This is a genomic window from Anaerosolibacter sp. (assembly GCF_029240175.1).
Lineage (GTDB): Bacteria > Bacillota > Clostridia > Peptostreptococcales > Thermotaleaceae > Anaerosolibacter.
This window is the reverse complement of record NZ_JARBTM010000001.1, coordinates 211458-237183: the sequence shown is the minus strand read 5'-3', so window position 1 is coordinate 237183 and position 25726 is coordinate 211458. Positions and strand designations below refer to the sequence as shown.

Sequence of the window (25726 nt, the reverse complement as noted above, 5' to 3'; positions counted from 1 at the left end):
ACCGAGGACATCGACAGGGATGTTATACGAATCATTACATTTGTTGGACTCCTGCTTTCAGTGAGGGTGGACCTCACAGCATACTAGTTGCTAATGAAAGTATGAGTATGGGGCCTCTCACCCTTGAAATAGGGGAGAGGACCCTACAAATAATTGGTGTTAAGGATGACAGCCATCTATACCACCGTTCTGATAGGTAAATATATCGATGAATTGAATGTAAGGATGCTTTCATAAGAACATATTTCTGAATTTTTAATGAATAAGGAGGGTTATTATGGCCATTGTTAGAGAGTATGGAAAAGAACAACCCTATATAAGTTTAGGACTTTTTAAACTGCGGCTGCCATTTATTCACTACCGCTGGGAATTACCAGAAATAATACAGGGGATATTACTGGTTGCGGTACCCATGGGGGCGATACCAGTGGTTCAAGAAACCTTAGGGTGTTCCTTTGAGGTTGCACTGACCATGATGATATTAAATGGATTGCTTTATATTTTACACCCTACATTTGGTGATCCCGTGTTTCCTGGATGGATTACACCTGCTATTCCTTTGGTACTTGCTTTTGCAGGTGGATTCCCAGAAGGACCTGATCGAATTCATGCAATTATCGCATTGCAGTTATCAATGGCAGTATTATTCACTTTTATGGGAGTAACAGGCTTGGCTAAAAAATTAGTCTCCTATGTGCCCGTTTCCTTAAGAGCTGGAATCATTCTAGGAGCTGGTATAGCTGCAGTTCATGGGGTAATCAAACCTGGTGGAAGAATGGAAGGAAAAGAGATTACGATATTGGTGGGAGCAGCCCTTTGCTTTCTAGTATTATTCTCATGGCGTTTTGCAGTGGCAAAAAATAAAAGCGCGTTCTTGGGTCAGGTATCCAAATACGGAATGTTACCTGGATTTATAGTTGCAGCAATTATTGGTCCTATTGTTGGAGAGATACCTGCTCCTGTCATCGAAGGTGGGGTAGTCAGCTTAAGATTTGGAGAGCTAATCAGTGGATATACAGTCTTAGGTACACCTGGGTTTCCTCCTTTGGCATACTTTATAAAGGCGATACCAATGGTGTTTGCAGCGTATATTATTGCTTTTGGAGATTTTGTATTGGCAGAGGTTGTGACGAAAGATGCTGATCAAGTCCGACAAGATGAAGTCATTGAATTCAATCCAACGAGATCAAATATTATCTCAGGAATTAGAAACCTGATCATGGGAATTTTTGCACCATATGCACCATTATGCGGCCCATTGTGGGCAGGGGGAACCATTGCAAACGCAGAAAGATATAAGCATGGTCGAAAAGCTATGGATAGTATTTTTTCAGGTATAAGCTCCTTTGTCTTTGCCATGGCCATAGCTGCCTTCTTTATGCCGGTTATTTCATTGGTTAAACCAGTACTTCCTGCAGGACTTTCTCTTACGCTCCTTGTACAAGGCTTTGCATGTACTTATATTGCGGTAGATATGCTAAAGAGCAAGGAAGAGGCTGGCGTAGCAGGAATTATGGCTATATTCCTTGCCTTCCAAAGTGCTGCTTGGGGATTAGCTGCAGGGATTGTTCTTCATTTCCTAATCGGAGTAAAGAAAGCATATGAAAATAAAAAAGAGCAGGAACAAGAGATTTCTGAAGCTTAGTTATATTAGATGGCTGTCACAAAGTGATAGGATAAACCAGTGGCAAACCCTTGGAAATGTAAATTTTCAAGGGTTTTTCCTTTCAGTTCCACGAAATGGTACCTTATAAACAATAAATAGGTCTTTTGTTTTAATATATGATGACGATATAATAAGATAGAAACTATTTATTGGACCACGAAGGGCATAAGGAGGCAAAATTGAAAAGACATATACGATTTGTATTTATATTAGGGATTGGAATGGGATTGATTATCGCTTCAATGTTAGGCATGGTAGGAACCAAGATGACGAATTATCAAAAAGAGGTCATGGGGAGGCTTGATGCTGCCAACCAGGTCGTTCAGGAAGAAACTCCAACCGACAAAGAAATTGTAGATAATGAAGAAAGCAAAGAGGAATCAGCAAATGAGCCAGAAATTGTTCAGATTGTGATCAAGGAAGGGCTATCATCGGAAGAAATAGCAGAAATGCTGTATCGGAAGCAATTAATAGCAAGTAAAGAGGACTTTAAAATCCTTTTAAACCTAAGAACACTAGATACTGTGAAAGCTGGACAGGTGTTAACCGATCACGGCATTATCAGCCAAGGATGGAAAGTAACCCAGCTGCTGGGCGTAGTATCAAGAAAGCATCATGTGACTTCACAAAAGATATATGAGGCCAAATTGATTGATGATGAGGCCAGCTTAACGTATATCTTAGGTGCATTAAAAGAAAAAGAAAACGTGGTTCCCGGTAAGAAGAGCATCAAAAGGGGAACGAGCATGAATGAGATTGTGGAAATACTCATTCAATGAGGCTAATTAAATATTAAAAGATCCGTCCAATTATCTTTCAGTTCCTTTTGGACGGATCTTTTTACTTTCTTTCGATTGTATTTTACATCTCCCATAACACCACAACCCCGTGATACTTCAGACATGCTGCGATTAAGTTTGTTGGCACTGTGGATAAAAGCCTTTTTTCCATCGAGATGGATGCTTTCTTTCTGTATTGCTTTTTTCTTTTTCATTTATGATCACCTCTTGTGTATATTATACCACAAATAATTTGGCATGGGTGAAAGGGATAAACAGGGATTTAGAAAAAGAAAAAATAAACGCAAAATATGGAGAACGATGTAGAAACTTGCAAATGAATACTATATAATACTGATAAGTATTTATATGATAACGGACAGATAAAAGATATCAAATTGCCGACAGGCTGTAACATGCATCCGCTAATGAGAAAAATATAAATTTCTATATGAAAGGTGTTCTACTATGAACAAGACAAACAAAGATAATGGATGGAAGCAGTCGATTCAACAAAGGGATACTAGCCAGGAAGTCGATGGAATAAAAGGGTTATTGGCATTACATAAAAAACCGGAGTTATCCCTTGTACCGATAAAGGTAGCACTGCTTTACTTAACCATAGGTTGTGCATGGGTCATATTATCTGATGAAGCCCTTGCCGAGCTTTTTAATAATATTGAAACTTTAACCATGGTACAAACCATCAAGGGCTGGATGTTTATCTTTGTCACAGGGATCATGATTTACTTTATGGTCGGAAGCAGCTTGAAAAAAGGCGAGTATTGGAATCAGAAACTGATTCAGAGCTATGAAGAACTAGAAGCTGTCCATGGGCAGCTTATCGCTACCGAGGAAGCCTTAAAAGAAAAATATGATGCGCTTTTGAAAAGTGAAGTAGCTTTAAAAGAGAGCGAAGAACGATATCGATTAGCCCTTGAAGGAACCAGTGATGGAATTTGGGTTCACGATATAACCAAACAAGACAATTTTTTCTTCAACCGAACCAAGGAAATCTTAGGGTATGAGGAAGATGAGATTCCCAACACAATAGAAGGGTGGCAGAGTATCATCCATGCTGAAGATATTGCCAGTACCTTGGAAGTAAGGGGAAAATATCTAAGTAGAAAAATACCTTCCTATGAGCATGAGTATCGATTACGGACGAAGGAAGGCGATTATCGTTGGATTGCCAGTCGGGGAAAGGCTGTATGGGATGATCATGGAAATCCCATCAGAATGGTAGGCTCCCATAAGGATATAACCAATCAGAAGCGGGCAGAAGAGAAGATACATCGGCTGGCTTATTATGATAATTTAACTGAGTTACCAAACCGTGTGGTATTTGAAGAAAGTCTTTCTACTTCCTTAGAGGATTCGAAGAAAAAAGGAGAAATGACCGCTTTGCTTTATCTAGATCTAGATAATTTTAAAATGGTTAATGATACCTTGGGCCATATTTTTGGAGATCTGCTGCTGAAGAATGTGGGGGAGCTTTTGAGACGATGTCTTGGTGAACAGGGAATTGTTACCCGATTAGGGGGAGATGAGTTTGCCATTCTTTTGCCCGGTATTACGAAAAAAGAGGATGTTATACCGGTTGTCAATAGGGTGCTTGCAGCTTTCCAAAACCCTTGGCTTCTAGATGACCGAGAGTTTTATATTACGACTAGTATTGGTATCGCCGTATATCCATTGGATGGAGAAGATCGGCATGCCCTCCTTAGAAATGCAGACACAGCCATGTATAGTGCAAAGGACTTCGGAAAGAACAATTTTCGATTCTATACCATGGATATGAATAAAAAGATTGTAGAGAAGCTTGAAATGAGCAATAGCTTAAGGCGTGCTTTAGAACGTAAAGAATTATTACTTCATTATCAGCCCCAAGTAGATCTGGAAAATGGAAAAATAGTAGGTGTTGAAGCCCTTATTCGATGGAATCATCCCGTCTGGGGAATGGTGCCTCCTGTAAAGTTTATTCCCATAGCAGAAGAGACGGGAATGATTATGGATATAGGAGAATGGATATTAAGTGAAGCTTGTAGCCAGTGCAGGAAATGGAAGGATGCAGGCTATCCACCATTAGGAATTGGCATCAATCTTTCGGCGAGACAGTTTCAACAACAGAATTTGGTGGAGATGATTCATCGCATCATCTTAGAAAATGATTTAGAGCCTGAGTACATAGAGTTGGAAATCACGGAGAGTTTGGCCATGAAAGATTTAGCACATACTGTGGAGATACTTAAAAAGCTCAGAAGCTTAGGCATTAAGATCGCTTTGGATGATTTTGGAACCGGATATTCCTCTTTGAATTATTTGAAACAGCTGCCAATAGATACATTGAAGATAGATAAAAGCTTTGTAAAGGATATTACTATGGGTTCCAATGAAGAGGCTATTGCCAAATCATTGATTACTTTGGCCCACAGCATGAATCTTACTGTGACAGCAGAAGGAATCGAAACAGAGACCCAACATAAATTTCTTCAAGAACAAAACTGTGATAAAGCCCAAGGATATTTATTTAGTAAGCCAGTATCCCCCGATGCATTGGAAAAATTGCTTGCAGATCAAGAAAAAGGCCTTGATTAGATTGAATAGTAATTAATTACATAAGAATGGACACATTACAAAACTCCTGGGTAAATCCAGGAGTTTTTATTTATATCTAGAAAATTACGATCTTAAATTTTCTAGATATGGGGGATTTTTAAAGGGGTTCATCCCTTTATGTCTAATATTTGGAGGGTCACAGCGAAGCGTCATAGGGAACTATTAGTTCCCTATGAAGAACAAAAGCATTTCCTTAGATTTCAGAGTATGAAATGTTTTTGTTCAAATTGATCATTTTTCGTAACTTTTTTGTAACGACTTAAAAGAACAGAGATAATACAATGGAACTATCAAGATAGGATACAAGCACAAGGAGTGGAACAAGGATGGAAGTTTTATCAGAGAACATGGAAAAGCAAGGATTGGGTCTAGAGGAACAGGAAATGGTTTATACCCTCTATTATAAAAACGTATATTATACTGTCTACCGTTTTTGCAGAGACTATGAATTGGCAAAGGAGCTAACCAATGAAGCATATTTAGTAGCTTTTCAAAAGATATCAATGCTAAAGGACATGGACAGATTTAAAGGTTGGATTTGTCGTATTGCTCTAAATTTAGCAAGAGATCATATAAGAAAGAATCATAGAGTATCACCCGTAGCTTCCATTGAGCAATGGACCCAGCCTTGCTGGACAATAGAAGATGAGGTAGTGGCAAAATTTGAATTTAACCAGATAAAAGCAGCAATCGATGGGTTGGACAGCCATTATCGCAAGGTAATCATTCTCAGGTATTACCATGATTTGCCCTATAATGATATTGCAAAAAGGCTAAATCTAAGCTGCGGTACTGTAAAAACGAGGATTCATCGTGCAAAGAGTAAGCTTTATCACCTTCTTGAGGAAAAAGAGTTGAAGCAAGAATTCACAGTTTCGTCTGCCATGTAGAGATAAATGGGCTTGTAATGATATAATTACAAATATACGCTAGAAACAAAGGAGTTGTACTATGAAGCATAAAGTCTTGATCGTAGAGGACGAACATAGTATCAGAAGCTTATTAAAAGTAAGTTTGGTTCATGGTAATTATGCGATTATTGAAGCTGCATCAGGAGAAGAGGGCCTAACAAAGGCTAGAGATGAAAACCCCCATGTGGTGATTCTAGACGTGATGCTGCCAGGGATAGACGGGTTTATGGTCTGTGAAGCCCTCCGAAAAGAATTTCATAACATTGGAATTATTATGTTGACTGCTCGAGGTCAAGATACAGACAAGATTTGCGGTTTGAAATTTGGCGCGGATGATTATGTAATAAAACCCTTCAATCCTACAGAGCTTGCATTACGGGTGAATGCTTTACTGCGACGTATGGAAAGCGGAGCAACGGCAATGGGCGTTCAACATATTGAAAGACCGCCTTTTCTGCTGGATACCGAGGCACATAAGATATTTAAGGAAGGCAAAGTACTTGAGATGACACCGAAAGAATACCTTTTAATGAAATTATTTTTAGAGAACCCTGGAAAAGCTTTTACGAGAGATGAACTGTTGAATGTGATATGGGGATGGAGCTATATTGGAGATACAAAAATCGTGGATGTAAACATTCGGCGCCTCCGAACGAAAATCGAAGATGATTCATCTAGCCCTACCTACATTGAGACAGTGTGGGGTACTGGATACAGATGGAAAATATGAAAAGTATAAAAAAACGATTGGTATTTGATTTCATGCTGGTTATTTTAATTACGGTCATTATATTGGAGTTGATATTGATTGGCTTTGTAAAGCATTATTATTATGCCAGCGTAGAAGATGTACTCACCAATCAAATTACGATGTCTTCACAGTTTTATTCTCGGTACTTTGCCAATACAACATTGGAGGAAAATATTTTAGATAACATAGATGTGTTTTGGAAACAAACATCGGCCCAAGTTCAAATCATCGATTCCGACGGAACGGTTTTGATGGACTCCATTGGTTTATCAATAAAAGAACCGATAGAGTCCAATGATTTTAAGATGGCTATAGACGGGAAAAAGGGAACTTGGATAGGCGCGGTGGATTATGATGATGCACCAGTGATGATCGTATCCTATCCTTTAAAATCTGAGCAGAAGGTTATTGGTGTCATTCGTTTTATCACATCTTTAAGAGAGGCAGACGATAGAATCCATAGGATATCCCAAATCTTTGTGGGTATTGGACTGTTGGTTATCTTGATTTCAGGGGCTGTGAGTATTGTATTGGCAAATAGCATCATTGGACCAATAAAAGAGGTAACTCAGGCAGCGGAAAAGATGGCGACAGGTAATTTTCGGGTGAGGAGCAGGAAACGATTCGATGACGAGATTGGAAAACTTTCCGATACGTTAAACTATATGGCAGGAGAAATCTTAAAAAAGGATGAGCTGAAGAATGATTTTATTTCTTCTGTTTCCCACGAAATTAGAACACCATTGACAGCGATCAAAGGCTGGGCTATTGTGTTAAACAAAGGTGAAATCAAGGATTCAGAGACTATCCAAGAAGGATTAGGAATCATTGAAAAAGAAAGTGAAAGACTTACTGTTATGGTGGAGGAGTTATTAGATTTCTCAAAATTTGCATCGGGAAAGATTACCTTAAACAAAGAAGAAACCCATATAGAAGAGCTGATACAATATATTGTCAACTATATGGCCCCAAGGGCAGATCGGGATGAAATCGAATTTATTGTGGAATGTGAAAAAAATCTGCCATTGGTGTGGATAGATGGCAATAGAACCAAACAGGTACTGATTAATGTGTTGGACAATGCTTTTAAATTCACTGATCCCGGAGGACAAGTATACCTTTTCGTAAAACGAGAAGATCAGTATGTATGTATGACTGTCAAAGATCAGGGATGCGGCATCAGCAGGGAAGATTTACCCAAAGTAAAAGACAAGTTTTTTAAGGGAAAAAGCAGCAAATCTCAGAATGGTATTGGTTTATCTGTATGTGATGAGATCATGAATTTGCACCAGGGTGATCTTGAGATTCACAGTGAATTAGGAATGGGAACTACGGTACACGTTCGTTTTCCCATAGACACTGCTTTCTAGAGGTAGGAGAAGGAACATGACAAAGCGGATAATAATATTGTTAATAGTATTAGGTCTGAATATCTTTATATTTCAAGGATGTACAGAGGTTAAGGTAGATACAGAGGAAGCTATAGTGCCCCCTAGAAATAAGTTCATTCCCATCAAAGGGACGTGGAGAGTCGAGGGTGGGATGATGCCAACAAAGGATAAACAAGTGTTTAGAAATTCTTTGGTGGGAAAGCAAGCAGCCTTTGATGAAAATATTGCGCTATTGGGAAGTGAACTCTGTGAAAATCCAGAATATAAGATTCGAAGTGTCCGGAGCAAGGACTATTTCTTATATACCTATCACATTTCTCATAAGATGTTGGGATCAATGGAATCAATCATAGAAATTGTTTCTGTAACAGCCAAGGGGCAACATTTTTATGATTTCATTGTAATAGATGATCAGCAACTAATTGTGCATAAGGACGACGCTTTTTTTTATCTAAAGTATGTACGTCCAGATGTGGATGAAAGAGCAGCAGATAGGTTTAACAAGAAGGTTGCGGGTAATGATCCTCAAATTCCTGCGATTGAATCTAACTTACTTCGGTCAGGCGTGTTACTGGGATTGAGATTCCCTAGCCATGGGAATGCCTCTAGTTTCCACGAGCAGGAGTGGGAAGGAGAAGAAATGAACTATAGAACAGTATGGATTGCTGCTAAAAATAGGCAGATTTTTTCCATAGAAGAAATTAAAAATCTGCTTGTTCCTAGAAAAAGTGGATTTTGGATTGTTGAAAGCAATCGTAACAACAGGAACGATTATTCACAAGATTATTTTATAGTGAGTCCTTTGGAAACTGGCACGGAAAGGACTAAAAAGACAAGCATGTTGTTACATCAACAGAAGAAAGAACAGCGGGAAACGGAATCAAGAGAGGAGACAAGGATATTTTCCGCAAATCTGTTCAAACGAATTCGATTTATTGGCAATGATTATGCTGCCATAGAATATCATCAATCACAGGAGAATAACGGAAATACAAAAAACTATTTCCAGCTTATGCCCATAGATAATATGAACAATGGACAAGGTATAAATATCTCTGACATAGCAGGAGCAGAGGGACGAGAGATATTATTAAATTCTGCCCAAGGCTATCTATCTAATAGAAACGGAAAAGAGCTTGACAGAATGGAAGAACAAGTCCGAGAGGATTATTTCACACTGGAGCGTAGGAACGGCCACTGGCTCATGAAGGGGAGATTGTATTATACCGATCATGAAGAACGGCCTTACGTGGACTACAGTATCAATATGATTCCCCCTGATAAGATCGTAAATTATGATGAACTTCATGTGTCCTGGAATAAGATTAAGGAAAAGGTGCCGGAAGCAATAGATGCTTTTGTTTCTCCCAATAAGGATATGGCGGTGATTGTTACGGAAAACTTCATCCATATCTACGGGCTTATCAAAGGAGAGCTCGGAGAAAAACCCCTGGAAAAAATCAAGCTTCTTGAAGGGGAAGATGTTGTTATGGCTGAGTGGGCTACAGGAAATTACGTAGAAAGGTGGAAAAATTTCATAAAAGAAAGCCTACCCCCTAAGTTGCACTAGGACAATGACCATGATGTATGAACGTAAAATATGTTGACATCACTGCTTGTTATGCAGGATTTTGTGTAATTAATGGAAAATATAATCAGGATTGGCTGCCTCATATTAAAATGAAATTAGGAAAGCTTTCATGAGGAGGTGGAACCATGAACGATAAAAATTATTCCATGGATCGCATTTACAGAATTTTGATGAATTCATCAGAACTCACCGATGCAGACCTAAGGTATTTGCCAATAGGGGCAATGGGTTTAAATGGAGAATATGATGCAAGAGAGTTGTTGATGATCTATGAAAAGCTTGGGGAAGTACAGAAAAAAAGCTTGATGAAATTCGCCAAGCAATGCTTAAAAGAAGAAAGTGGTAGTATGGCATAATAGCCAAGGGTATGTATCCCTTGGCTATTGTTATTTGCTTCTTAATTTGACAGCTGTACCATAGACCATAATCTCGGCTGCACCCTGCATTACCGCTGTGGTAGAATATCGAATACAGACAATTGCATCGGCATTTAATTCTTGGGCCTCTTGGACCATTTTGCCCATGGCAATTTTTCTAGCCTCTTCAATCATCTCGCTGTATTCCTTCAATTCGCCACCTACAAGATGCCGAAAACTGGCAACAATATCTTTCCCAATATGTTTTGCCCGAATCGTACTTCCCTTTACCAAACCTAGGGTTTCGGTAATTTCTTTTCCTGCAATTTCATTAGTATTTACTAAAATCATTTTTATCTTCCTCCTTTTGATCTTTTATTCTTTCCCGGATGACTGAAACCAAAAGGCCTACAGCACCAAAAATTCCAAGGCCTATGGCTATAAGAAAGAAGACAGGAACAAACATTGCTGTGACAAAGGGAAGTATAAAAATTCCAGCAAAATAGATGATACCTGCAAAAACGATGAGCCAACTAAAAAACTTGATCATACTTTCCTCACCTTCCTTCTTCTATTATATTATTCTTACCTTTGGGAGAATAGATGTAATCAAAAACGACTTAATTTGTTCACCCATTAAGTCGTTTTTGATTACTTTACAAATACGTTTAGCTGCAATGGATTTCGTATTGGATATAATCTGTTTCGATTTGCAGAAGCTTAATATGTTGAACCGTATAGAAACGATCACATAGCCCGAAGTCATTGGGTCCATATTCTATGGTCTCTTTTCCTAAGATGCCAAGATAACGGTCAAATCGGATGACGTCTCCAGGATAAGCAAGTACATACATGTTGGCACTGGATGCCCCTTGACAATTGGTGGGAGGGCTTTCACCCGAGGCGCAAGTGAAGCTGAGGATGAAATTAATCCTCCATGGATTGTCACACCCCGATCTTTCGGCACCCCCAAAAATGATTCGATAATATCCTGTTTTACACTTTGTATTGGAATGAAGAACTTCTGATCCTAAAAAACCGTCTTTTAACCAGATGTGGCCATGATGCTTCATATATCCGCCCCCTTCCACTAATAGTATATGACGGAAATTCTAAAAATGACTTTTGAAGGAGAATTCTAGGCAGAATAAACAATTTTCCCATCTAGTATTGTCATCACTACTTCGGTAGTTTTGATAGCGTTGGGATCTATGGTAAAGATATCTTGGGATAAAACCACCATGTCAGCCAGTTTTCCAGGGCTGATAGAACCTTTGATGTCCTCAGAGAAGGAGGCGTAGGCAGCACCCATGGTAAAACCATAAAGAGCTTGAGAAACAGAAAGTCTTTCCTCAGGAAGCCAGCCTTGAGGTGGATACCCTTGTAGATCTTTTCTCGTAACGGCGGCATATATACCAGGTAATACATCGAAGGGTTCTACTGGACAATCAGAACCGCAAGCTACAGTAACCCCGAGATTTACCATGGTACGCCAGTTATAGGAAGTCTGAGCCCTATCTTTTCCGATACGCTGCTCGACGATGTGAAGGTCATAGTCAATAAAAATAGGCTGAATATGGGCGATGACATCGAATTCAGCAAATTTATCCAGCAATGTTTCATCTGTAATTTGACAGTGGATGATACCATGGCGGTGGTTATCCTTCGGTTGGATATTTAATGCCTTTTCGATGCTCTCAAAAGCCATATACATGATACCGTCACCTATACAGTGAATGGCAAGCTGCATACCTCCTTGGTGGGCAGTGAGAACCAGCTGATCTAACGCCTGTTGCGTATAAACTGGAATGCCGCAAGTAGTAGGATCGTCAGTATAGGGATCTCTCAGATAAGCAGTTCTGGCACCAAGGGAACCATCACAAAGCAGTTTTAGAGGACCTAGTTTAAAAAAATCATCACCGTGTCCTGTTTGATAGCCTGAGGACATAAAAAGCTGCAGTTTTTCAATGGTAGGAAGCAGACACTGCTCATATACCCTTATGGGCAGCATGCCATTGTCCCTCAATGATTCATAGGCTTTGATAATCTTCATAAAATCCTTTTCAGGCAAGGCTTCGAAATCATCGGACTGAACAGATGTGATTCCTTGGGCAAGGGCAAGACGGCCGCCCTCTATGATCATGGACTTTATCTCTTCAAGGCTTGGGTCAGGAATATGTCGGCAAATGAGCTGGAGTGCATTCTCACGGAAGATACCAAGGGGCTCTCCTTCAGAATCTAGATCAAAATGACCTCCTTCTAATTGGGATGTAGCTTTGGTAACTCCTGCTATGGCAAGGGCTTTACTATTCACTACAATCACATGACCGCAGGCCCGGGCAAAAACAATAGGATACTCTGTTGTTATTTTATCTAGGTCATGCCGAGTGGGGAAGGTTTTCTCAGAGAAGAAGTCTTGATTCCAGCCCCTGCCTTGCAGCCAAAAACCACCTGTCTCTTCTCTGGAGGATAGAAAATCTATTCCTTTCTGAATGAATTCACCCATTGATGTTACACCCCGTAGATCAACCTGGTGCAGACTAAGGCTGTAGTTCAAAAGATGCATGTGGCTGTCATGAAAGCCTGGTACAAGCAGCTTACCACCGAGATCTATCATCTCTGTATGGTCTTTCTTAAGCTGAAGGATTTCATCCCTACTGCCTACTTTCATAATTTTGTTACCTTGTATAGCCACTGCTTCGGCTTCAGGCTGTGAAGAATCCATCGTAACGACCCTTCCATTATGTAAAATCATGTCCATTTTTTAACCCCCTCTGTTCATTTGATCATTTTATTTACATCATATATAGTAGAAAAGGAAAAATCAAACAAAAGGATCATAATCTTCTCTGCAGGCTCCATATCTAGGAAGTAGAAGATAAAAATATCCTAAGCATGAACAAAATGGAAAATAAAAAATATTCAGAAAACTATTGCATAATCTTACAGTTTAGTGATATAATAAATACAAGAAGAAGTTCTTCTAGCAGATTCTAATTCACGGTAGTGTAAGTTAAGGATCACTTGTTAGGTTTAATTTTCTTCAAGTTGTTGGCAGTGCACATTGGTGTTAGAAGTTAGAAGTTAGAAGTTAGAAGTTAGAAGTTAGAAGTTAGAAGTTAGAAGTTAGAGGTTAGAGGTTAGAGGTTAGAGGTTAGAGGTTAGAGGTTAGAGGTTAGAGGTTAGAGGTTAGAGGTTAGAGGTTAGAGGTTAAATAATTTAGCAAATTGGAAGTATTTGTCTAGAAAGAAAGGAATGGATGGTAATCAGTTTAAGTAATATGGGTGATTTAGAGTCTGCGGGATAGCTGGTTCTTCATTTGTAGGGAAGGCCCCCTGTGGCCTTCCGTTTATCTCGGGGAAACAACCTAACGGAACGGCACAGGGGCCGCTCCCTACGAATATTCTTTTCACAATCATGATCTCGATCTTGTGTCGCATCTTTTATCTTATATGTAAATCTCATCATTGGGTAAAAAAATAGAGACACAGCATCAGCTGTGTCCCTATTTTTTTATGTTATTCTTAACAACCGAAGCCGCCACAACCAAATAAAACGACTAGTAATAGGAAGAAGAACAACAATGAATCATTGTCACCAAAGTTAATGCCGCCGATACCACCAATACCACAGCCGCTGCCACTGAAGAAAAGAACAACCAACAATAGGAAGAAGAACAACAAGGATGAATTATCCCCAAAGCCAGCTAAAAATCCTTTTTTTGCGTCACTCATAAATCTGACCTCCTTAAATTATGATGAATGTGTTTTACACCTAGTTTTATAATATGATATAAGCATAAAAAGGTTACAAAAGACTAGAAACCCAAACCATAATAAAAAAGATCATATTTTGATTTGATCGTTTACAAATAAAACTTTAATGGTATAATGTATATGGAAAAGACTTATGAATGAATAAAAGACCAATGGGAAAATCCATTGGTCTTTGTGAGTATACAGGAAAGTGACTTCCTAGCGAAGAATAAAAGCATTTCCTTTCCTTACATTCCAGAGCATGAAATGCTTTTGTTCTATTGTATACTTTTCCTTATGATAGGAAAAAATTACTAGGGTAAGAGCGTCAACATAAATTGAATATGTTGCAAAAAATTAGTTTACATGGCATTTTTATGTTATAATAGTAAGGATTATACATAGCTGGTATAAACAAACGATTCTGATTCCCTTGTAAATTTTAAGCTCATTTTAAATATAGAGGAGGAACAAATTCAATGAGTTCAACTGTAGTAAAAAAGGAAAATAATGAAGTAACCTTAAGAATTGAAGCAAGTGCTGGAGATTTCGAAAAAGCGGTACAAAAGGCCTATACGAAAATGAAAGGAAGATTCAATATTCCTGGATTTAGAAAAGGGAAAGCACCTAGAAAGCTGATCGAGGTTCAGTATGGTGAAGGTGTATTCTATGAGGAAGCGATCAATGAGATCTTCCCTGAATTATATGATGAGGCAGTGAAGGAGCATAATTTAGAGCCAATCGATAGACCATCCATTGACATCGAGCAAGTAGGAAAGGGAGAAAACCTTGTAATTACAGCGGTGGTTACTGTAGTTCCAGAAGTTACCCTTGGCGACTATAAAGGTATAGAAGTAACTAAAAAAGAGTATAATGTAGAAGAAGCTGAGGTAGGTCAGGAAATTGAAAAGCTTCAGGAAAGAAATGCAAGATTGATTGCTGTAGAAAGACCTGTTCAAGACGGAGATACTTTGATTATCGACTATTCAGGCTTCGTGGGTGAAGAGCAGTTTGAAGGCGGCACAGCTGAGAACCAAACGTTGGTTATCGGCTCAGGACAGTTTATACCTGGTTTTGAAGAGCAGTTGGTTGGTAAAACAATTGGTCAGGAAGTAGAAGTAAATGTGACATTCCCAACAGAATATCACGCACCAGATTTAGCTGGCAAAGAAGCTATCTTCAAGGTTACAATCCATGAAATTAAAGAAAAGGAACTACCTGTATTAGATGATGAGTTTGCGAAAGATGTCAGCGAACATGATACATTAGATGAACTAAAAGCAGACTTACGTAAGAAGTTAGAAGAAACTGCGAAAAACAGAGCGGAAAGAGAAACAAGAGATGAAGTTGTAAAAAAAGTAACAGACAACGTTCAAGTGGATATTCCAGAAATCATGGTTGAACATCAGTTGGATGATATGTTAAATGAATTAGATTATCAGCTGAGATTCCAAGGTTTAAATTTGGAAACTTATCTTCAATATATGAATCAGAAACCAGAAGATATTAGAAACCAAATGAGAGATGATGCATACAATAGAGTAAAAACTCAGTTAACCCTTGAAACCATTGGTGATGTCGAAAATATTGAAGTTACTTCTGAAGAGCTTGATACAGAAATCGAAAAATATGCAAAGCAATACAATACAGAAATGGAGAAGTTCAAATCTTCTCTAAGAGATTCCGATTACAAGAACATCAAAGAGGGTATCAAAGTTAGAAAGACAATTGATTTCCTTGTAGAAAGCGCATCAATTGTAGAATAATGAGAATGAATGGAGGTCAGAGCCTATGCCTTTAGTTCCAATGGTCGTAGAGCAAACAAACAGGGGAGAAAGATCCTATGATATCTATTCAAGATTATTAAAGGAGAGAATTATATTCATAGGTGATGAAATTAATGATCATACTGCCAGCTTAGTAGTAGCACAGTTACTGTTTCTGGAATCTGAAGATCCAGATAAGGATATCAGTATCTACATAAACAGTCCTGGAGGATCTATCACTGCTGGAATGGCGATATTTGATACAATGCAGTTTATCAAACCAGATGTATCAACAATTTGTATAGGAATGGCAGCAAGCATGGGTGCATTCTTACTGGCTGCTGGCGCAAAGGGTAAGCGTTTTGCCCTTCCAAATGCGGAAATTATGATTCACCAACCATTAGGGGGCACAAGAGGTCAGGCAGAAGATATCCGCATTCACGCAGAACGAATGATACAGATAGAGATTTCTTTATGGAAGCTGCTGATGCTGTAGAATATGGCTTGATTGATAAGGTGATCACTTCTAGGAAATAAGACAAGAGAGGTGGAAAAATGTCCAGATTTGATGAGAAGAAGCAGCTAAAGTGCTCTTTTTGTGGTAAGTCCCAAGATCAGGTCAGAAGATTGATTGCCGGGCCTAGTGTGTATATATGTGATGAATGTATTGAACTATGTCAGGAAATTATTCAAGAGGAATTCGATGAGCATATCGATTTAGAAATGACTGATTTGCCGAAACCACAGGAGATTAGAAATGTATTAGACCAGTACGTTGTGGGCCAAGATCGGGCAAAACGAGCTTTGGCTGTAGCTGTATACAATCACTACAAAAGAATTAACCGGGAAGGCAAGCCTGACGACGTAGAGCTTCAGAAGAGCAATATTGCTATGCTGGGACCGACAGGATCAGGAAAAACACTACTTGCACAAACCCTAGCAAGAATTTTGAATGTTCCTTTTGCTATTGCAGATGCTACTTCTCTGACAGAAGCAGGTTATGTGGGCGAGGATGTTGAAAATATTTTATTAAAGCTGATTCAAGCAGCAGACTACGATATAGAGAGAGCTGAAAAAGGGATCATTTATATCGATGAGATTGATAAAATTGCTAGAAAATCAGATAATCCTTCTATTACCCGAGATGTAAGCGGGGAAGGGGTACAGCAGGCACTCCTGAAGATTCTGGAAGGAACTGTGGCCAGCGTACCGCCTCAAGGAGGCAGAAAACATCCCCATCAGGAGTTTATTCAAATTGATACAACCAATATCCTGTTTATCTGTGGTGGTGCTTTCGATGGTATTGATAAAATCATCGAAAGACGTATTGGACAAAAGTCCATGGGCTTTGGTGCAGATATTCAAAGCAACGTAAAGAAGGATGTTGGTGAGCTGCTAAATCGAATTCAGCCTGAAGATTTATTGCGATATGGTCTAATTCCCGAATTTGTAGGAAGAGTACCTGTGGTAGTAACCCTTCATGAGCTAGATGAAGAAGCGCTTGTGAAGATATTGGTTGAGCCTAAAAATGCTTTAATCAAGCAGTACAAAAAGCTCTTTGAGATGGACAATGTAGAGCTTGAGATGGATGAAGAAGCATTAAAGGCTATTGCTAAAAAGGCTATTGAGAGAAAGACTGGTGCGAGAGGTTTACGAAGCATTGTAGAAAATATTATGCTGGATGTAATGTATGATATTCCATCTAGAGATGATATCGAAAAGTGCATCGTGACGAGAGAAACCGTTGAGAACAATACGGAGCCTACATTGGTTTTATCTGATGCCAAGAAAAGAAAGAGCAAAAAGAAAAAAGAAGAAACTGCTTCTTAGTAAGAAGGCGAATCTACGGATTCGCCTTCTTTTTATTGTATCTCCAAATTTTGTACATTATATAAAGATTTTGAGGAGACATACTAAATTTAGTTACATAAAGTCAAGGTTAAGGTTAAGGCTAAGGTTAAGGTTAAGGTTAAGGTTAAGGTTAAGGTTAAGGTTAAGGCTAAGATAGAGGCTAAGGTTGAAGTTGTAGGGGCGAACAGTGTTCGCCCGTAGAGAATTAGATTGAGATTGTAGGGGCGATTCACGAATCGCCCGAAGAGAAAGGAGGAAGCGACATTGCCAAGTGCCTTTTTTTTAGTTCAATTCTTTTTTGCAGTGATTATTGGGCTATATTTTTTAAATCTGTTAAGAAGCCAGAGTGGAAATAAATCTGCTATTGAGAAGGAGTCTAGAAAGGAATTGGAAAGACTCAACGAATTAAAGAACATTTCATTGACCATACCCCTTTCAGAGAAGACAAGACCGCGATCATTTAAAGAAATCATTGGACAAGAGGATGGCGTCAAAGCCTTGAAGGCTGCGCTGTGCAGTGTAAACCCCCAGCATGTGCTGATCTATGGACCACCAGGGGTTGGAAAGACAGCGGCTGCAAGGCTTGTACTGGAGGAGGCGAAGAAAGTACAGCACTCACCCTTCAATTATCAGTCGAAATTCATCGAGATGGATGCCACAACCCTCCGATTTGATGAGCGAAGTATAGCTGATCCACTGATGGGCACAGTCCATGATCCCATTTACCAAGGAGCTGGTCCTTTAGGACAATCGGGAATTCCACAACCAAAACCCGGAGCGGTGACGAAGGCTCATGGAGGAATTTTATTCCTAGATGAAATTGGAGAGCTTCATCCCGTACAGATGAATAAGCTGTTAAAGGTATTAGAGGATCGCAAGGTATTTCTAGATAGTGCCTATTATAATTCAGAAGATCCAAATACACCAAAGTATATCCATGAGATTTTCCAAAATGGATTGCCTGCCGACTTTAGACTTGTAGGTGCAACGACCCGAACTTCCAATGAAATACCACCGGCTATCCGATCTAGATGTGTGGAAATCTACTTTAGACCTTTGCTACCTGAGGAAATAGGGCTAATTAGCAGGAATGCAGCAGAAAAAGTGAAATTTGCCATTGAGGATGAAGCAGTGGAGATTGTCAAAAAGTACGCCCACAGTGGAAGAGACGCCATCAATATGATTCAGATCGCCAGTGGTGTGGCATTGAATGAAGGGAGAAAGCTTTTGGTGAAGAAGGATTTGGAGTGGGTGGTAGAAAGTGGGCAATACCATCCAAGACCTCAATCCAAGATTGCTAAAGCGCCGCAAATAGGGGTTGTCAATGGCTTGGCTGTGGTAGGGCCCAATATAGGGGTTGTATCGGAAACAGAAGCCACTGCCATACCTACCGAAAAGGGAACAGGAAAGATCATTATTACAGGAATGGCTAGTGAAGAGGAAGTATCCTCAACAGGAAGAAAATTAAAGAGAAAAAGTACAGCCCAAGGGTCTGTGGAAAATGTAATGACTGTCATCAGAAAAAACTTTCAAATCGATCCAAGGGATTATGATATTCACTTGAACTTTCCAGGAGGCATGATGGTGGACGGTCCATCGGCAGGTATTACGGTGGCAAGTGCAATTTACTCCGCCATCACCAATAAAGAAATAGATCATCGTATTGCGATGACGGGTGAAATATCGATTAGAGGAAAAATAAGGCCTGTGGGTGGTGTTGTAGCCAAGGTAGAAGCTGCACGGTTAGCTGGATGTACCAAAGTATTGATCCCCAGTGAAAATTGGCAGGATCGCTTTAAGGATATGGGTGTAGAAGTAATACCCGTAGAAGATATACAAGAGGTGATTCATCATGCTGTGGTGAAAGAGCACGTAGAAATAGCATCTATCCCTAACAATCATGTGATGATTGCCATGGCCCAAGGATTAGATCGTCAGAATAGCACCCTTTCTTAGGTGTGCTATTCTTGGCTTTTTGTAAATTTTTGTGGTAAAATAGCATAGGCAATCGACTGGGTATGGAATGACAAGGGGGCTTAGAATGAATCATAAAATATTACACTTGACATAATGACCCAAGCCAGCAGTTATTTTATACTAATGGCCATGTTAGGAATAGGACTAGAGGTGAACTTCAAAGAAATAGGCAGCCGGGGCCTAAGGGCTTTCGGATTAGGTATTTCCATATTTGCTGTTATAGGTGTTGTAGGTATAACCATGGTATTGTTTCTAGTGGCATAATCGATCAAGGTATTTCGGTGAAAGAAGTATTGAAAAAATTGGTGATTTTATATATAATTAGGAATTGCCTAACAGTGGGTTTTAATATACGGTCAGATGTGTATATATAAGGTGTAACGATATACAAATGAAGGGTCATAACATCTAAATACACAGACTGTCTGAGATGGTGTGGTCAGACTGTTTATATAAACAGCCTTTCCTAGGAATATAAAGAGAAACAATGAGAAAAATATAATTGTAATCCTTAATAAACGAGGAGTTGATGAATATGGAGGATCAAAAGACGAAAAAAGAAATATTGCCTTTAATACCACTGAGGGGACTATCTGTTTTTCCATATATGGTACTGCATTTTGATGTAGGGAGAGAAAAGTCAATCAATGCCTTGGAAGAGGCCATGGTGAATGATCAATTGATTTTTCTGACCACCCAAAAAGAAGCAGAAACAGATTTGCCTTCAGCTGAAGATTTTTATGAAGTTGGTACCATCGCAAAGATTAAACAGATGTTAAAACTGCCGGGAGATGCCATTCGTGTATTGGTTGAGGGGATTAGCAGGGCAAGAATTATTGAGCTCGTCCAAGAAGAGCCCTTCTTTAAAGCAGAAATTGAGGAAGAAGTGGTGGACGAAGAGCTGGAGATTGATAAGGAACTGGAAGCCTTGATGCGAACAGTGCTGGATGCGTTCGAAAATTATGTAGGTATTAGCAATCGTATTTCACCTGAGATTCTTATGTCTGTTACAGCCATTGAAGAGCCAGGTAGATTGGCTGATGTCATTTCATCCCATATGCTCTTAAAAATAGAGCAGAAGCAAGAAATACTGGAGGCTTTTCAGCCTAAGGATCGACTAGAGGTACTATACCGCTTACTTCTACGGGAAATTGAAATTTTAGAAATAGAGAAAGAAATCAATGCCAAGGTAAAAAAACAAATCAACAAGGTGCAAAAAGAATACTACTTAAAAGAACAACTGAAGGTGATTCAAGAAGAGCTTGGAGATCATGGCAACATCGATGATGAGATGGAAAATTATCGTGATCGAATCAAGAAAGCAAAGCTCCCCAAGAAAGTGGAGGAAAAGGTTGTAAAGGAAGTAGACAGGCTCTCAAGATTGTCACCGGGTTCAGCAGAAAGTGGTGTTATTCGTACTTATGTAGATTGGATATTGGACTTACCATGGAATAAACAGACGAAGGACCGATTGGATATCAACAATGCCAAAGAAATATTAGATGAAGACCATTATGGTTTAAAGAAGGTTAAGGAAAGAATTATTGAGTATTTAGCCATTCGACAGCTGGCCAAGGAAATGAAGGGGCCGATTATTTGCCTTGTAGGGCCTCCAGGTGTTGGAAAAACATCTATTGCAAAATCTATTGCCCGATCATTAAATAGAAATTTTGTACGCATGTCTTTGGGCGGTGTACGGGATGAAGCAGAAATTCGTGGACATAGGAGAACCTATATCGGTGCGATCCCAGGGAGAATCATATCTGCCATCAAAGAAGCAGGTTCAAAAAACCCAGTATTCCTATTCGATGAAATCGATAAGTTAACCAGTGATTTCAGAGGAGATCCTGCGGCAGCCCTATTGGAGACTCTTGATCCTGAGCAAAATAAAGATTTTACTGATCACTATTTGGAAGTGCCCTTTGATTTATCAAAGGTAATGTTTATCACCACCGCCAACAGCCTAGGGACAATTCCAAGACCTTTATTGGATCGAATGGAAGTTATTGATGTTTCAGGCTATACAGAAGAAGAAAAATTGATGATTGCCCAGAAATACCTACTGCCAAAACAGATCAAAGAGCATGCCATGAAGCCAGAAAATCTACAGATTTCTGAGCAGGTTATCCGAGATGTGATTAATTATTATACACGGGAGTCTGGCGTAAGAAACCTGGAGCGGCAATTGGCTACCATCTGCAGAAAGGCTGTCAGAAGAATGCTGGAGGAAAAGACAAAAGTGGTGCGAATTCAGCCAGGAAATCTCAAAAATTATTTGGGGATTCCACGATTTAGATATGACAAAGCCCAAGAGAAGGATGAAGTAGGCATTGCCACTGGATTGGCGTGGACAGCTGTGGGTGGAGATACCTTATCCATAGAGGTTACCACCATGAAAGGAAATGGCAAGCTGGTACTCACAGGACAATTAGGGGATGTAATGAAGGAATCAGCGAGGGCTGGTATCAGTTATATTCGTTCCAAGATGGAAGAACTGAAGCTGCAGGAGGATTTTTATCAAACCCTAGATATTCATATTCATATTCCTGAAGGGGCCATTCCAAAGGATGGACCATCGGCGGGAATTACCATGGCCACGGCTGTTATTTCAGCGCTGACCAATATGCCAATCCATCGAGAGGTTGCCATGACGGGAGAAATTACCCTAAGGGGTCGTGTGTTGCCTGTAGGTGGCATCAAGGAGAAGGTTTTAGCTGCCAATCGGGCAGGGATAAAGAAAATTCTTCTTCCTGTTCAAAACCAAAAAGATGTGGAAGAAATCCCCGAGAATGTAAGGAAAAAGCTTGAGCTAGTATTCGTTGAGCATATGGATCAAGTACTAGCCCATGCCCTTGTTAGGAAGGAAGAAATCAATGAAGATTAAGAGTGCAGAGATTGTCATTAGTGCTGTAAAGCCATCTCAGTATCCAGAAGAAAATATACCTGAGATCGCCTTTGCTGGAAGATCCAATGTGGGGAAATCTTCGAGTATTAATATGCTGACAAACCGTAGAAAGCTGGCTAGAACCAGCTCAAGTCCAGGGAAAACACAAACGATTAACTTTTATCGTATTAACGATGAATTTAGCCTGGTGGATCTACCTGGCTATGGCTACGCCAAGGTATCCAAGAGCAACAAGGAGACATGGGGAAAGATGATTGAAACATATCTGACCAGTCGGAAAAACCTATTAGAAGTATTTCAACTGGTGGATATCCGTCATAAACCCACGGAGCAGGATCAGCAAATGTACAGCTGGATCAAGCACTTCGGTTTTAATGGCATTGTGGTGGTTACCAAGGCAGATAAGATTGGCCGGGGCCAAAGACAGAAACACTTAAAGATTATTCGAGAGACATTACAGATGAAAAAGGAAGATATACTGATTCCAATTTCTGCTGAAACCAGAGAAGGAAAAGAGGAGCTTTGGTCTGTAATTCATGAGATTTTTAGGGTAAATGGTCATCAGTTGTATGACATGGATGTGCTTCCTGATGAAGATGGAGAAGATTTCGAAGAAGGCATTGAAGAAGACGATGAAGTTATAGAGGAATAAAATAAAAAATGGGCATTTTGCCCATTTTTTATTTTATTCCTCTATAACTTTTCCCTTCTTTGCCTTGAAGAAAGATAGGTCAAAATCTATTTCAGCCACGATCATACCTGCAACAATCAAAATACTGCCAATGATTCCTCTATTGTTCATTACTTCCCCGATAAGAATATAGGCAAATATGGCAGAGAATACAGGCTCTCCTGTGAAAATAAGAGCAGTGTGGGTGGTAGAGGTATATTTTTGTACTGCATTTTGTACAATAAAAGCACCTGAGGTACATACAAATGCTAAAAATAAAATGGAGAACCAGTCACTTCCTGCTGCGGGCATGACAGGGGTTTCAAATAAAAAGCTAACGATGGTACTGAGGATGCCGACTACACCAATCTGAAGAATGGCCAAATTGATGGAATCCACCTGTACAGCGTATTTGCCCACGGTGATAATGTGCATAGCAAAACAAACGGCGCCGATTAGGGTGTAGAAATCACCTATGTTTAATTGTAAGTTGGCATCCAGGGTGAGCATACCTAAACCGATGATTGCCGATACAACGCCAATGATTGAAGAAAACTTTGGCAGTTTTCTTAAAACCACTGCAGAAAAGATGGGAACGATTACGACGGAAAAGCCAGTAATAAAGCCAGACTTTGACGCCGTGGTATAATTCAGTCCAATGGTTTGGGTGGCATAGCCAGAAAACATGATGACACCGATGAGAAGACCATATTTCAATGTGGTGCGATCAAGCTTCATCAATCGTTTATAAAAGAATAATGCCGAGGTAACAGCGGAAATTAAAAAACGAATGCCCAGAAAATTAAAGGTCTCTAGGGATTCGAGGGAATTCTTCGTTAAAATAAAAGAGATACCCCATGCTAAGGTTACACCAAGTAAGGCCAGGTCAGCCTGGTGCTGCTTCTTCATTGTGTTCACTCCTTTAAAGATATTTCTAGTATCTAAATATATTATGTAAATATTTTATCATAGAAGTAAGCACAGAAGTAAGAAGTATTATAGAGAAGAAACAGAAATTTGGGAATCAAAAAATGAAAGAGGCACACCCCAGTGCGCCTCGTATGTATGTTTTTTTATTCTTCTGGCTCAAACATATCCTTGCTTACGCCGCAAACTGGGCATACCCAATCTTCAGGAATATCTTCGAAAGCAGTACCTGGTGCGATGCCGCCGTCTGGATCGCCTACCTCAGGATCATAAATATAACCACATGGAATACATCTGTATTTTTGCATTTGACATTCTCCTTTCATTATAAAGCATGAATCAACAATCTAGTTTGATTTTACCCACCATAATAGTATTCTAAACAAAAAATATAAATCCTTTTTAATATTTGTTCATATTTATTTATATGTTAGGTTCAATACCATATGTATGTAAATTTGACATTTGGATGGAAATTATATAAAATTTTTAGAGAGTAAGAATATTAATAGACAATAATCGCATGTAGTTTATCCGATGGCTAACAACTCTAAGCCTCCCGCTTGCACGCTGTGTAAGCGATGATCAATAAATCAAAGATTTATGATCCCTGCTTATACAAGGGGGAGGCAAGAGTTGTACAGCCCCTGGATAACACGACTTGGCGTTCAGGTGGAGTTACCTGTGCCCGCGGGTGCAAACTCCATCTGAACTGAGTCTTAGTTGATAGAAGGGGATAGGGCTTATGAAAAATATGTTTAAAATGTTTATGATTTTTTTTAAGATTGGAGCCTTTACTTTGGGGGGCGGCTATGCCATGATTCCCTTAATTGAGGAGGAAATCGTTGAAAAAAATAAATGGATTGATCCTGAAGAGTTTATTGATATTATCGCACTATCCCAGACAATACCAGGAGCCCTAGCCATCAATTCTTCCACCTATATTGGCTATCGACTGTTCGGTTTTCCAGGGGCTGTAGTGGGGTGCTTAGGTACCATTATGCCCTCAGTAATTATCATCCTCCTGGTAGCAACGTTTTTTATTCAATTTAGAAGTCTGCCATTGATTGAGTCCATATTCCGCGGAATCCGGCCTGCCGTGGTTGCCTTGATTTTGCTTGCAGTTATGAAGTTGGGAAAACCCCTGCCAAAAAATGCTGTCAACTTGGTGTGGGTGATTGGTGTAGCATTGGCGATTACTTTACTAAACGTACATCCTATCATGGTTATTGTAATGTCAGGAATTGCAGGATATATGCTATTTAGAGAAGGAGAAAAGACGGATGAAGATACTCATTGAGATATTTCTAACCTTTGCCAAAATAGGTGCGTTTAGCTTTGGCGGTGGATTGGCAATGCTGCCCATGATCGAAGAAGAAATTGTACACACCCACCATTGGCTTACAGTCCAAGAGTTTATTGATGTGGTGGCGATCTCTGAGATGACACCTGGACCTATTGCGGTCAATGCTGCTACCTTTGTGGGGCACAAGGTAGCAGGTGTACCAGGAGCCATTGCTGGAAGCATTGGGGTAGCCATTGTTTCCTTTATGTTGGTCACATTATTGGCAAAGTTTTTTATGCGAGTCAAAGATGCACAGGCGACCCAAGCAGTGTTTAAAGGAATTCGCCCTGCTGTTTTAGGGTTGATTCTTAGTGCAGGGATTTCCATTGGTAAAACAGCCTTTGTAGATATAAAAAGCATAGGTATAGCAGTGGTTGTGTTCCTAGGTATATGGAGATTTAAAGTCAATCCTATTCTAGGGATTATCCTAGCCGGAGTCATGGGAGCGATTTTGTTTTAAGGGATG

General features: G+C 39.6%; 25 protein-coding genes. 17 read left to right on the top strand and 8 right to left on the bottom strand.

The genetic code is table 11. The features are described from left to right. The first annotated feature begins 277 nt into the window (after positions 1-277). Positions 278-1645 (top strand): hypothetical protein, encoded by a 1368-nt coding sequence (locus K0R93_RS01115; RefSeq protein ID WP_300296255.1) that lies wholly within the window; start codon positions 278-280, stop codon positions 1643-1645. A gap of 200 nt (positions 1646-1845) precedes the next feature. Beyond that, positions 1846-2445 (top strand): hypothetical protein, encoded by a 600-nt coding sequence (locus tag K0R93_RS01110; RefSeq protein ID WP_300296252.1) that lies wholly within the window; start codon positions 1846-1848, stop codon positions 2443-2445. Between the two features lie 2 nt (positions 2446-2447). Here K0R93_RS01110 and K0R93_RS01105 read toward each other — a convergent pair whose 3' ends face one another. Beyond that, positions 2448-2660 carry a hypothetical protein gene (locus K0R93_RS01105; protein ID WP_300296250.1) on the bottom strand — a complete coding sequence of 71 codons (213 nt, stop codon included), beginning with the start codon at positions 2658-2660 and terminating at the stop codon, positions 2448-2450. Between the two features lie 253 nt (positions 2661-2913). Here K0R93_RS01105 and K0R93_RS01100 point away from each other — a divergent pair, with 253 nt between their 5' ends. The 6 genes from K0R93_RS01100 to K0R93_RS01075 all read left to right on the top strand — a co-directional run bounded on the left by K0R93_RS01100 (position 2914) and on the right by K0R93_RS01075 (position 10064). Beyond that, positions 2914-5043: a putative bifunctional diguanylate cyclase/phosphodiesterase gene (locus K0R93_RS01100; RefSeq protein WP_300296248.1), complete on the top strand. Its 2130-nt coding sequence runs from the start codon at positions 2914-2916 to the stop codon at positions 5041-5043. Positions 5044-5390: 347 nt separating this feature from the next. Further along, entirely contained in the window at positions 5391-5954 is a 564-nt protein-coding gene (locus K0R93_RS01095; protein WP_300296245.1) for an RNA polymerase sigma factor, read from the top strand. A 61-nt stretch (positions 5955-6015) separates the two neighbouring features. Continuing rightward, entirely contained in the window at positions 6016-6705 is a 690-nt protein-coding gene (locus K0R93_RS01090) for a response regulator transcription factor (RefSeq protein WP_300296242.1), read from the top strand. Then, positions 6702-8096 (top strand): sensor histidine kinase, encoded by a 1395-nt coding sequence (locus K0R93_RS01085; protein ID WP_300296239.1) that lies wholly within the window; start codon positions 6702-6704, stop codon positions 8094-8096. Before K0R93_RS01090 ends, K0R93_RS01085 begins: the two co-directional genes overlap by 4 nt. 16 nt (positions 8097-8112) lie before the next feature. Further along, the gene (locus K0R93_RS01080) at positions 8113-9687 is read left to right on the top strand and encodes a hypothetical protein (protein WP_300296236.1); all 1575 of its coding nucleotides are present in this window, start codon (positions 8113-8115) and stop codon (positions 9685-9687) included. Positions 9688-9833: 146 nt separating this feature from the next. Then, entirely contained in the window at positions 9834-10064 is a 231-nt protein-coding gene (locus tag K0R93_RS01075) for a hypothetical protein (RefSeq protein WP_300296233.1), read from the top strand. 30 nt (positions 10065-10094) lie between these two features. Here K0R93_RS01075 and K0R93_RS01070 read toward each other — a convergent pair whose 3' ends face one another. The 5 genes from K0R93_RS01070 to K0R93_RS01050 form a co-directional block, all read right to left on the bottom strand. Then, a complete protein-coding gene (locus K0R93_RS01070) occupies positions 10095-10415 on the bottom strand; it encodes a YbjQ family protein (protein WP_300296230.1) in 321 nt (106 codons plus the stop codon). Beyond that, complete coding sequence (locus K0R93_RS01065) at positions 10396-10614, bottom strand: hypothetical protein (RefSeq protein ID WP_300296227.1); 219 nt, start codon at positions 10612-10614, stop codon at positions 10396-10398. The genes K0R93_RS01070 and K0R93_RS01065 overlap by 20 nt, the downstream gene beginning before the upstream one ends. Before the next feature lie 118 nt (positions 10615-10732). Beyond that, a complete protein-coding gene (locus tag K0R93_RS01060; protein ID WP_300296225.1) occupies positions 10733-11137 on the bottom strand; it encodes a hypothetical protein in 405 nt (134 codons plus the stop codon). A 65-nt stretch (positions 11138-11202) separates the two neighbouring features. Next, positions 11203-12825, bottom strand: a complete 1623-nt coding sequence (locus K0R93_RS01055; RefSeq protein ID WP_300296222.1) for an amidohydrolase — start codon at positions 12823-12825, stop codon at positions 11203-11205. Between the two features lie 763 nt (positions 12826-13588). Further along, entirely contained in the window at positions 13589-13798 is a 210-nt protein-coding gene (locus K0R93_RS01050; protein ID WP_300296219.1) for a hypothetical protein, read from the bottom strand. Positions 13799-14298: 500 nt separating this feature from the next. Here K0R93_RS01050 and tig point away from each other — a divergent pair, with 500 nt between their 5' ends. The 7 genes from tig to yihA all read left to right on the top strand — a co-directional run bounded on the left by tig (position 14299) and on the right by yihA (position 22970). After that, positions 14299-15585 (top strand): trigger factor, encoded by a 1287-nt coding sequence (tig, locus tag K0R93_RS01045; protein WP_300296216.1) that lies wholly within the window; start codon positions 14299-14301, stop codon positions 15583-15585. Between the two features lie 25 nt (positions 15586-15610). Further along, entirely contained in the window at positions 15611-16081 is a 471-nt protein-coding gene (locus tag K0R93_RS01040) for an ATP-dependent Clp protease proteolytic subunit (protein WP_300296214.1), read from the top strand. Between the two features lie 59 nt (positions 16082-16140). Continuing rightward, positions 16141-17415 carry an ATP-dependent protease ATP-binding subunit ClpX gene (clpX, locus tag K0R93_RS01035; RefSeq protein ID WP_300296211.1) on the top strand — a complete coding sequence of 425 codons (1275 nt, stop codon included), beginning with the start codon at positions 16141-16143 and terminating at the stop codon, positions 17413-17415. A gap of 285 nt (positions 17416-17700) precedes the next feature. Beyond that, positions 17701-19392 carry an ATP-dependent protease LonB gene (lonB, locus tag K0R93_RS01030; protein ID WP_300296208.1) on the top strand — a complete coding sequence of 564 codons (1692 nt, stop codon included), beginning with the start codon at positions 17701-17703 and terminating at the stop codon, positions 19390-19392. Positions 19393-19536: 144 nt separating this feature from the next. Continuing rightward, complete coding sequence (locus K0R93_RS01025; protein ID WP_300296205.1) at positions 19537-19677, top strand: hypothetical protein; 141 nt, start codon at positions 19537-19539, stop codon at positions 19675-19677. A 271-nt stretch (positions 19678-19948) separates the two neighbouring features. Further along, a complete protein-coding gene (gene lon / locus K0R93_RS01020) occupies positions 19949-22297 on the top strand; it encodes an endopeptidase La (RefSeq protein WP_300296202.1) in 2349 nt (782 codons plus the stop codon). Continuing rightward, the gene (gene yihA, locus K0R93_RS01015) at positions 22287-22970 is read left to right on the top strand and encodes a ribosome biogenesis GTP-binding protein YihA/YsxC (RefSeq protein WP_300296199.1); all 684 of its coding nucleotides are present in this window, start codon (positions 22287-22289) and stop codon (positions 22968-22970) included. The genes lon and yihA overlap by 11 nt, the downstream gene beginning before the upstream one ends. A gap of 33 nt (positions 22971-23003) precedes the next feature. On the opposite strand, the gene K0R93_RS01010 is transcribed toward yihA, so the two are convergent. Both K0R93_RS01010 and rd read right to left on the bottom strand, forming a co-directional pair. Then, the gene (locus K0R93_RS01010; RefSeq protein WP_300296196.1) at positions 23004-23897 is read right to left on the bottom strand and encodes a DMT family transporter; all 894 of its coding nucleotides are present in this window, start codon (positions 23895-23897) and stop codon (positions 23004-23006) included. A gap of 164 nt (positions 23898-24061) precedes the next feature. Beyond that, on the bottom strand, positions 24062-24223 hold the full coding sequence (rd, locus tag K0R93_RS01005; RefSeq protein ID WP_184307006.1) for a rubredoxin: 162 nt from the start codon (positions 24221-24223) through the stop codon (positions 24062-24064). A 437-nt stretch (positions 24224-24660) separates the two neighbouring features. Here rd and K0R93_RS01000 point away from each other — a divergent pair, with 437 nt between their 5' ends. Both K0R93_RS01000 and K0R93_RS00995 read left to right on the top strand, forming a co-directional pair. Continuing rightward, positions 24661-25215 carry a chromate transporter gene (locus tag K0R93_RS01000; RefSeq protein ID WP_300296189.1) on the top strand — a complete coding sequence of 185 codons (555 nt, stop codon included), beginning with the start codon at positions 24661-24663 and terminating at the stop codon, positions 25213-25215. Further along, complete coding sequence (locus tag K0R93_RS00995; protein ID WP_300296186.1) at positions 25199-25720, top strand: chromate transporter; 522 nt, start codon at positions 25199-25201, stop codon at positions 25718-25720. The genes K0R93_RS01000 and K0R93_RS00995 overlap by 17 nt, the downstream gene beginning before the upstream one ends. Positions 25721-25726 lie beyond the last annotated feature (6 nt).

Bases quoted from the DNA above. Each gene is read 5' to 3' on its own strand.
- K0R93_RS01025 (WP_300296205.1), top strand. From the start codon at position 19,537: ATGGCCATGTTAGGAATAGGACTAGAGGTGAACTTCAAAGAAATAGGC.
- K0R93_RS01075 (WP_300296233.1), top strand. From the start codon at position 9,834: ATGAACGATAAAAATTATTCCATGGATCGCATTTACAGAATTTTGATG.
- K0R93_RS01010 (WP_300296196.1), bottom strand. From the start codon at position 23,897: ATGAAGAAGCAGCACCAGGCTGACCTGGCCTTACTTGGTGTAACCTTA.
- K0R93_RS00995 (WP_300296186.1), top strand. From the start codon at position 25,199: ATGAAGATACTCATTGAGATATTTCTAACCTTTGCCAAAATAGGTGCG.
- K0R93_RS01065 (WP_300296227.1), bottom strand. From the start codon at position 10,614: ATGATCAAGTTTTTTAGTTGGCTCATCGTTTTTGCAGGTATCATCTAT.
- rd (WP_184307006.1), bottom strand. From the start codon at position 24,223: ATGCAAAAATACAGATGTATTCCATGTGGTTATATTTATGATCCTGAG.
- K0R93_RS01070 (WP_300296230.1), bottom strand. From the start codon at position 10,415: ATGATTTTAGTAAATACTAATGAAATTGCAGGAAAAGAAATTACCGAA.
- K0R93_RS01090 (WP_300296242.1), top strand. From the start codon at position 6,016: ATGAAGCATAAAGTCTTGATCGTAGAGGACGAACATAGTATCAGAAGC.
- tig (WP_300296216.1), top strand. From the start codon at position 14,299: ATGAGTTCAACTGTAGTAAAAAAGGAAAATAATGAAGTAACCTTAAGA.
- K0R93_RS01050 (WP_300296219.1), bottom strand. From the start codon at position 13,798: ATGAGTGACGCAAAAAAAGGATTTTTAGCTGGCTTTGGGGATAATTCA.
- K0R93_RS01060 (WP_300296225.1), bottom strand. From the start codon at position 11,137: ATGAAGCATCATGGCCACATCTGGTTAAAAGACGGTTTTTTAGGATCA.
- K0R93_RS01000 (WP_300296189.1), top strand. From the start codon at position 24,661: ATGAAAAATATGTTTAAAATGTTTATGATTTTTTTTAAGATTGGAGCC.
- K0R93_RS01040 (WP_300296214.1), top strand. From the start codon at position 15,611: ATGCCTTTAGTTCCAATGGTCGTAGAGCAAACAAACAGGGGAGAAAGA.
- K0R93_RS01115 (WP_300296255.1), top strand. From the start codon at position 278: ATGGCCATTGTTAGAGAGTATGGAAAAGAACAACCCTATATAAGTTTA.
- K0R93_RS01055 (WP_300296222.1), bottom strand. From the start codon at position 12,825: ATGGACATGATTTTACATAATGGAAGGGTCGTTACGATGGATTCTTCA.
- K0R93_RS01100 (WP_300296248.1), top strand. From the start codon at position 2,914: ATGAACAAGACAAACAAAGATAATGGATGGAAGCAGTCGATTCAACAA.
- lon (WP_300296202.1), top strand. From the start codon at position 19,949: ATGGAGGATCAAAAGACGAAAAAAGAAATATTGCCTTTAATACCACTG.
- K0R93_RS01080 (WP_300296236.1), top strand. From the start codon at position 8,113: ATGACAAAGCGGATAATAATATTGTTAATAGTATTAGGTCTGAATATC.
- K0R93_RS01105 (WP_300296250.1), bottom strand. From the start codon at position 2,660: ATGAAAAAGAAAAAAGCAATACAGAAAGAAAGCATCCATCTCGATGGA.
- yihA (WP_300296199.1), top strand. From the start codon at position 22,287: ATGAAGATTAAGAGTGCAGAGATTGTCATTAGTGCTGTAAAGCCATCT.
- K0R93_RS01095 (WP_300296245.1), top strand. From the start codon at position 5,391: ATGGAAGTTTTATCAGAGAACATGGAAAAGCAAGGATTGGGTCTAGAG.
- clpX (WP_300296211.1), top strand. From the start codon at position 16,141: ATGTCCAGATTTGATGAGAAGAAGCAGCTAAAGTGCTCTTTTTGTGGT.
- K0R93_RS01085 (WP_300296239.1), top strand. From the start codon at position 6,702: ATGAAAAGTATAAAAAAACGATTGGTATTTGATTTCATGCTGGTTATT.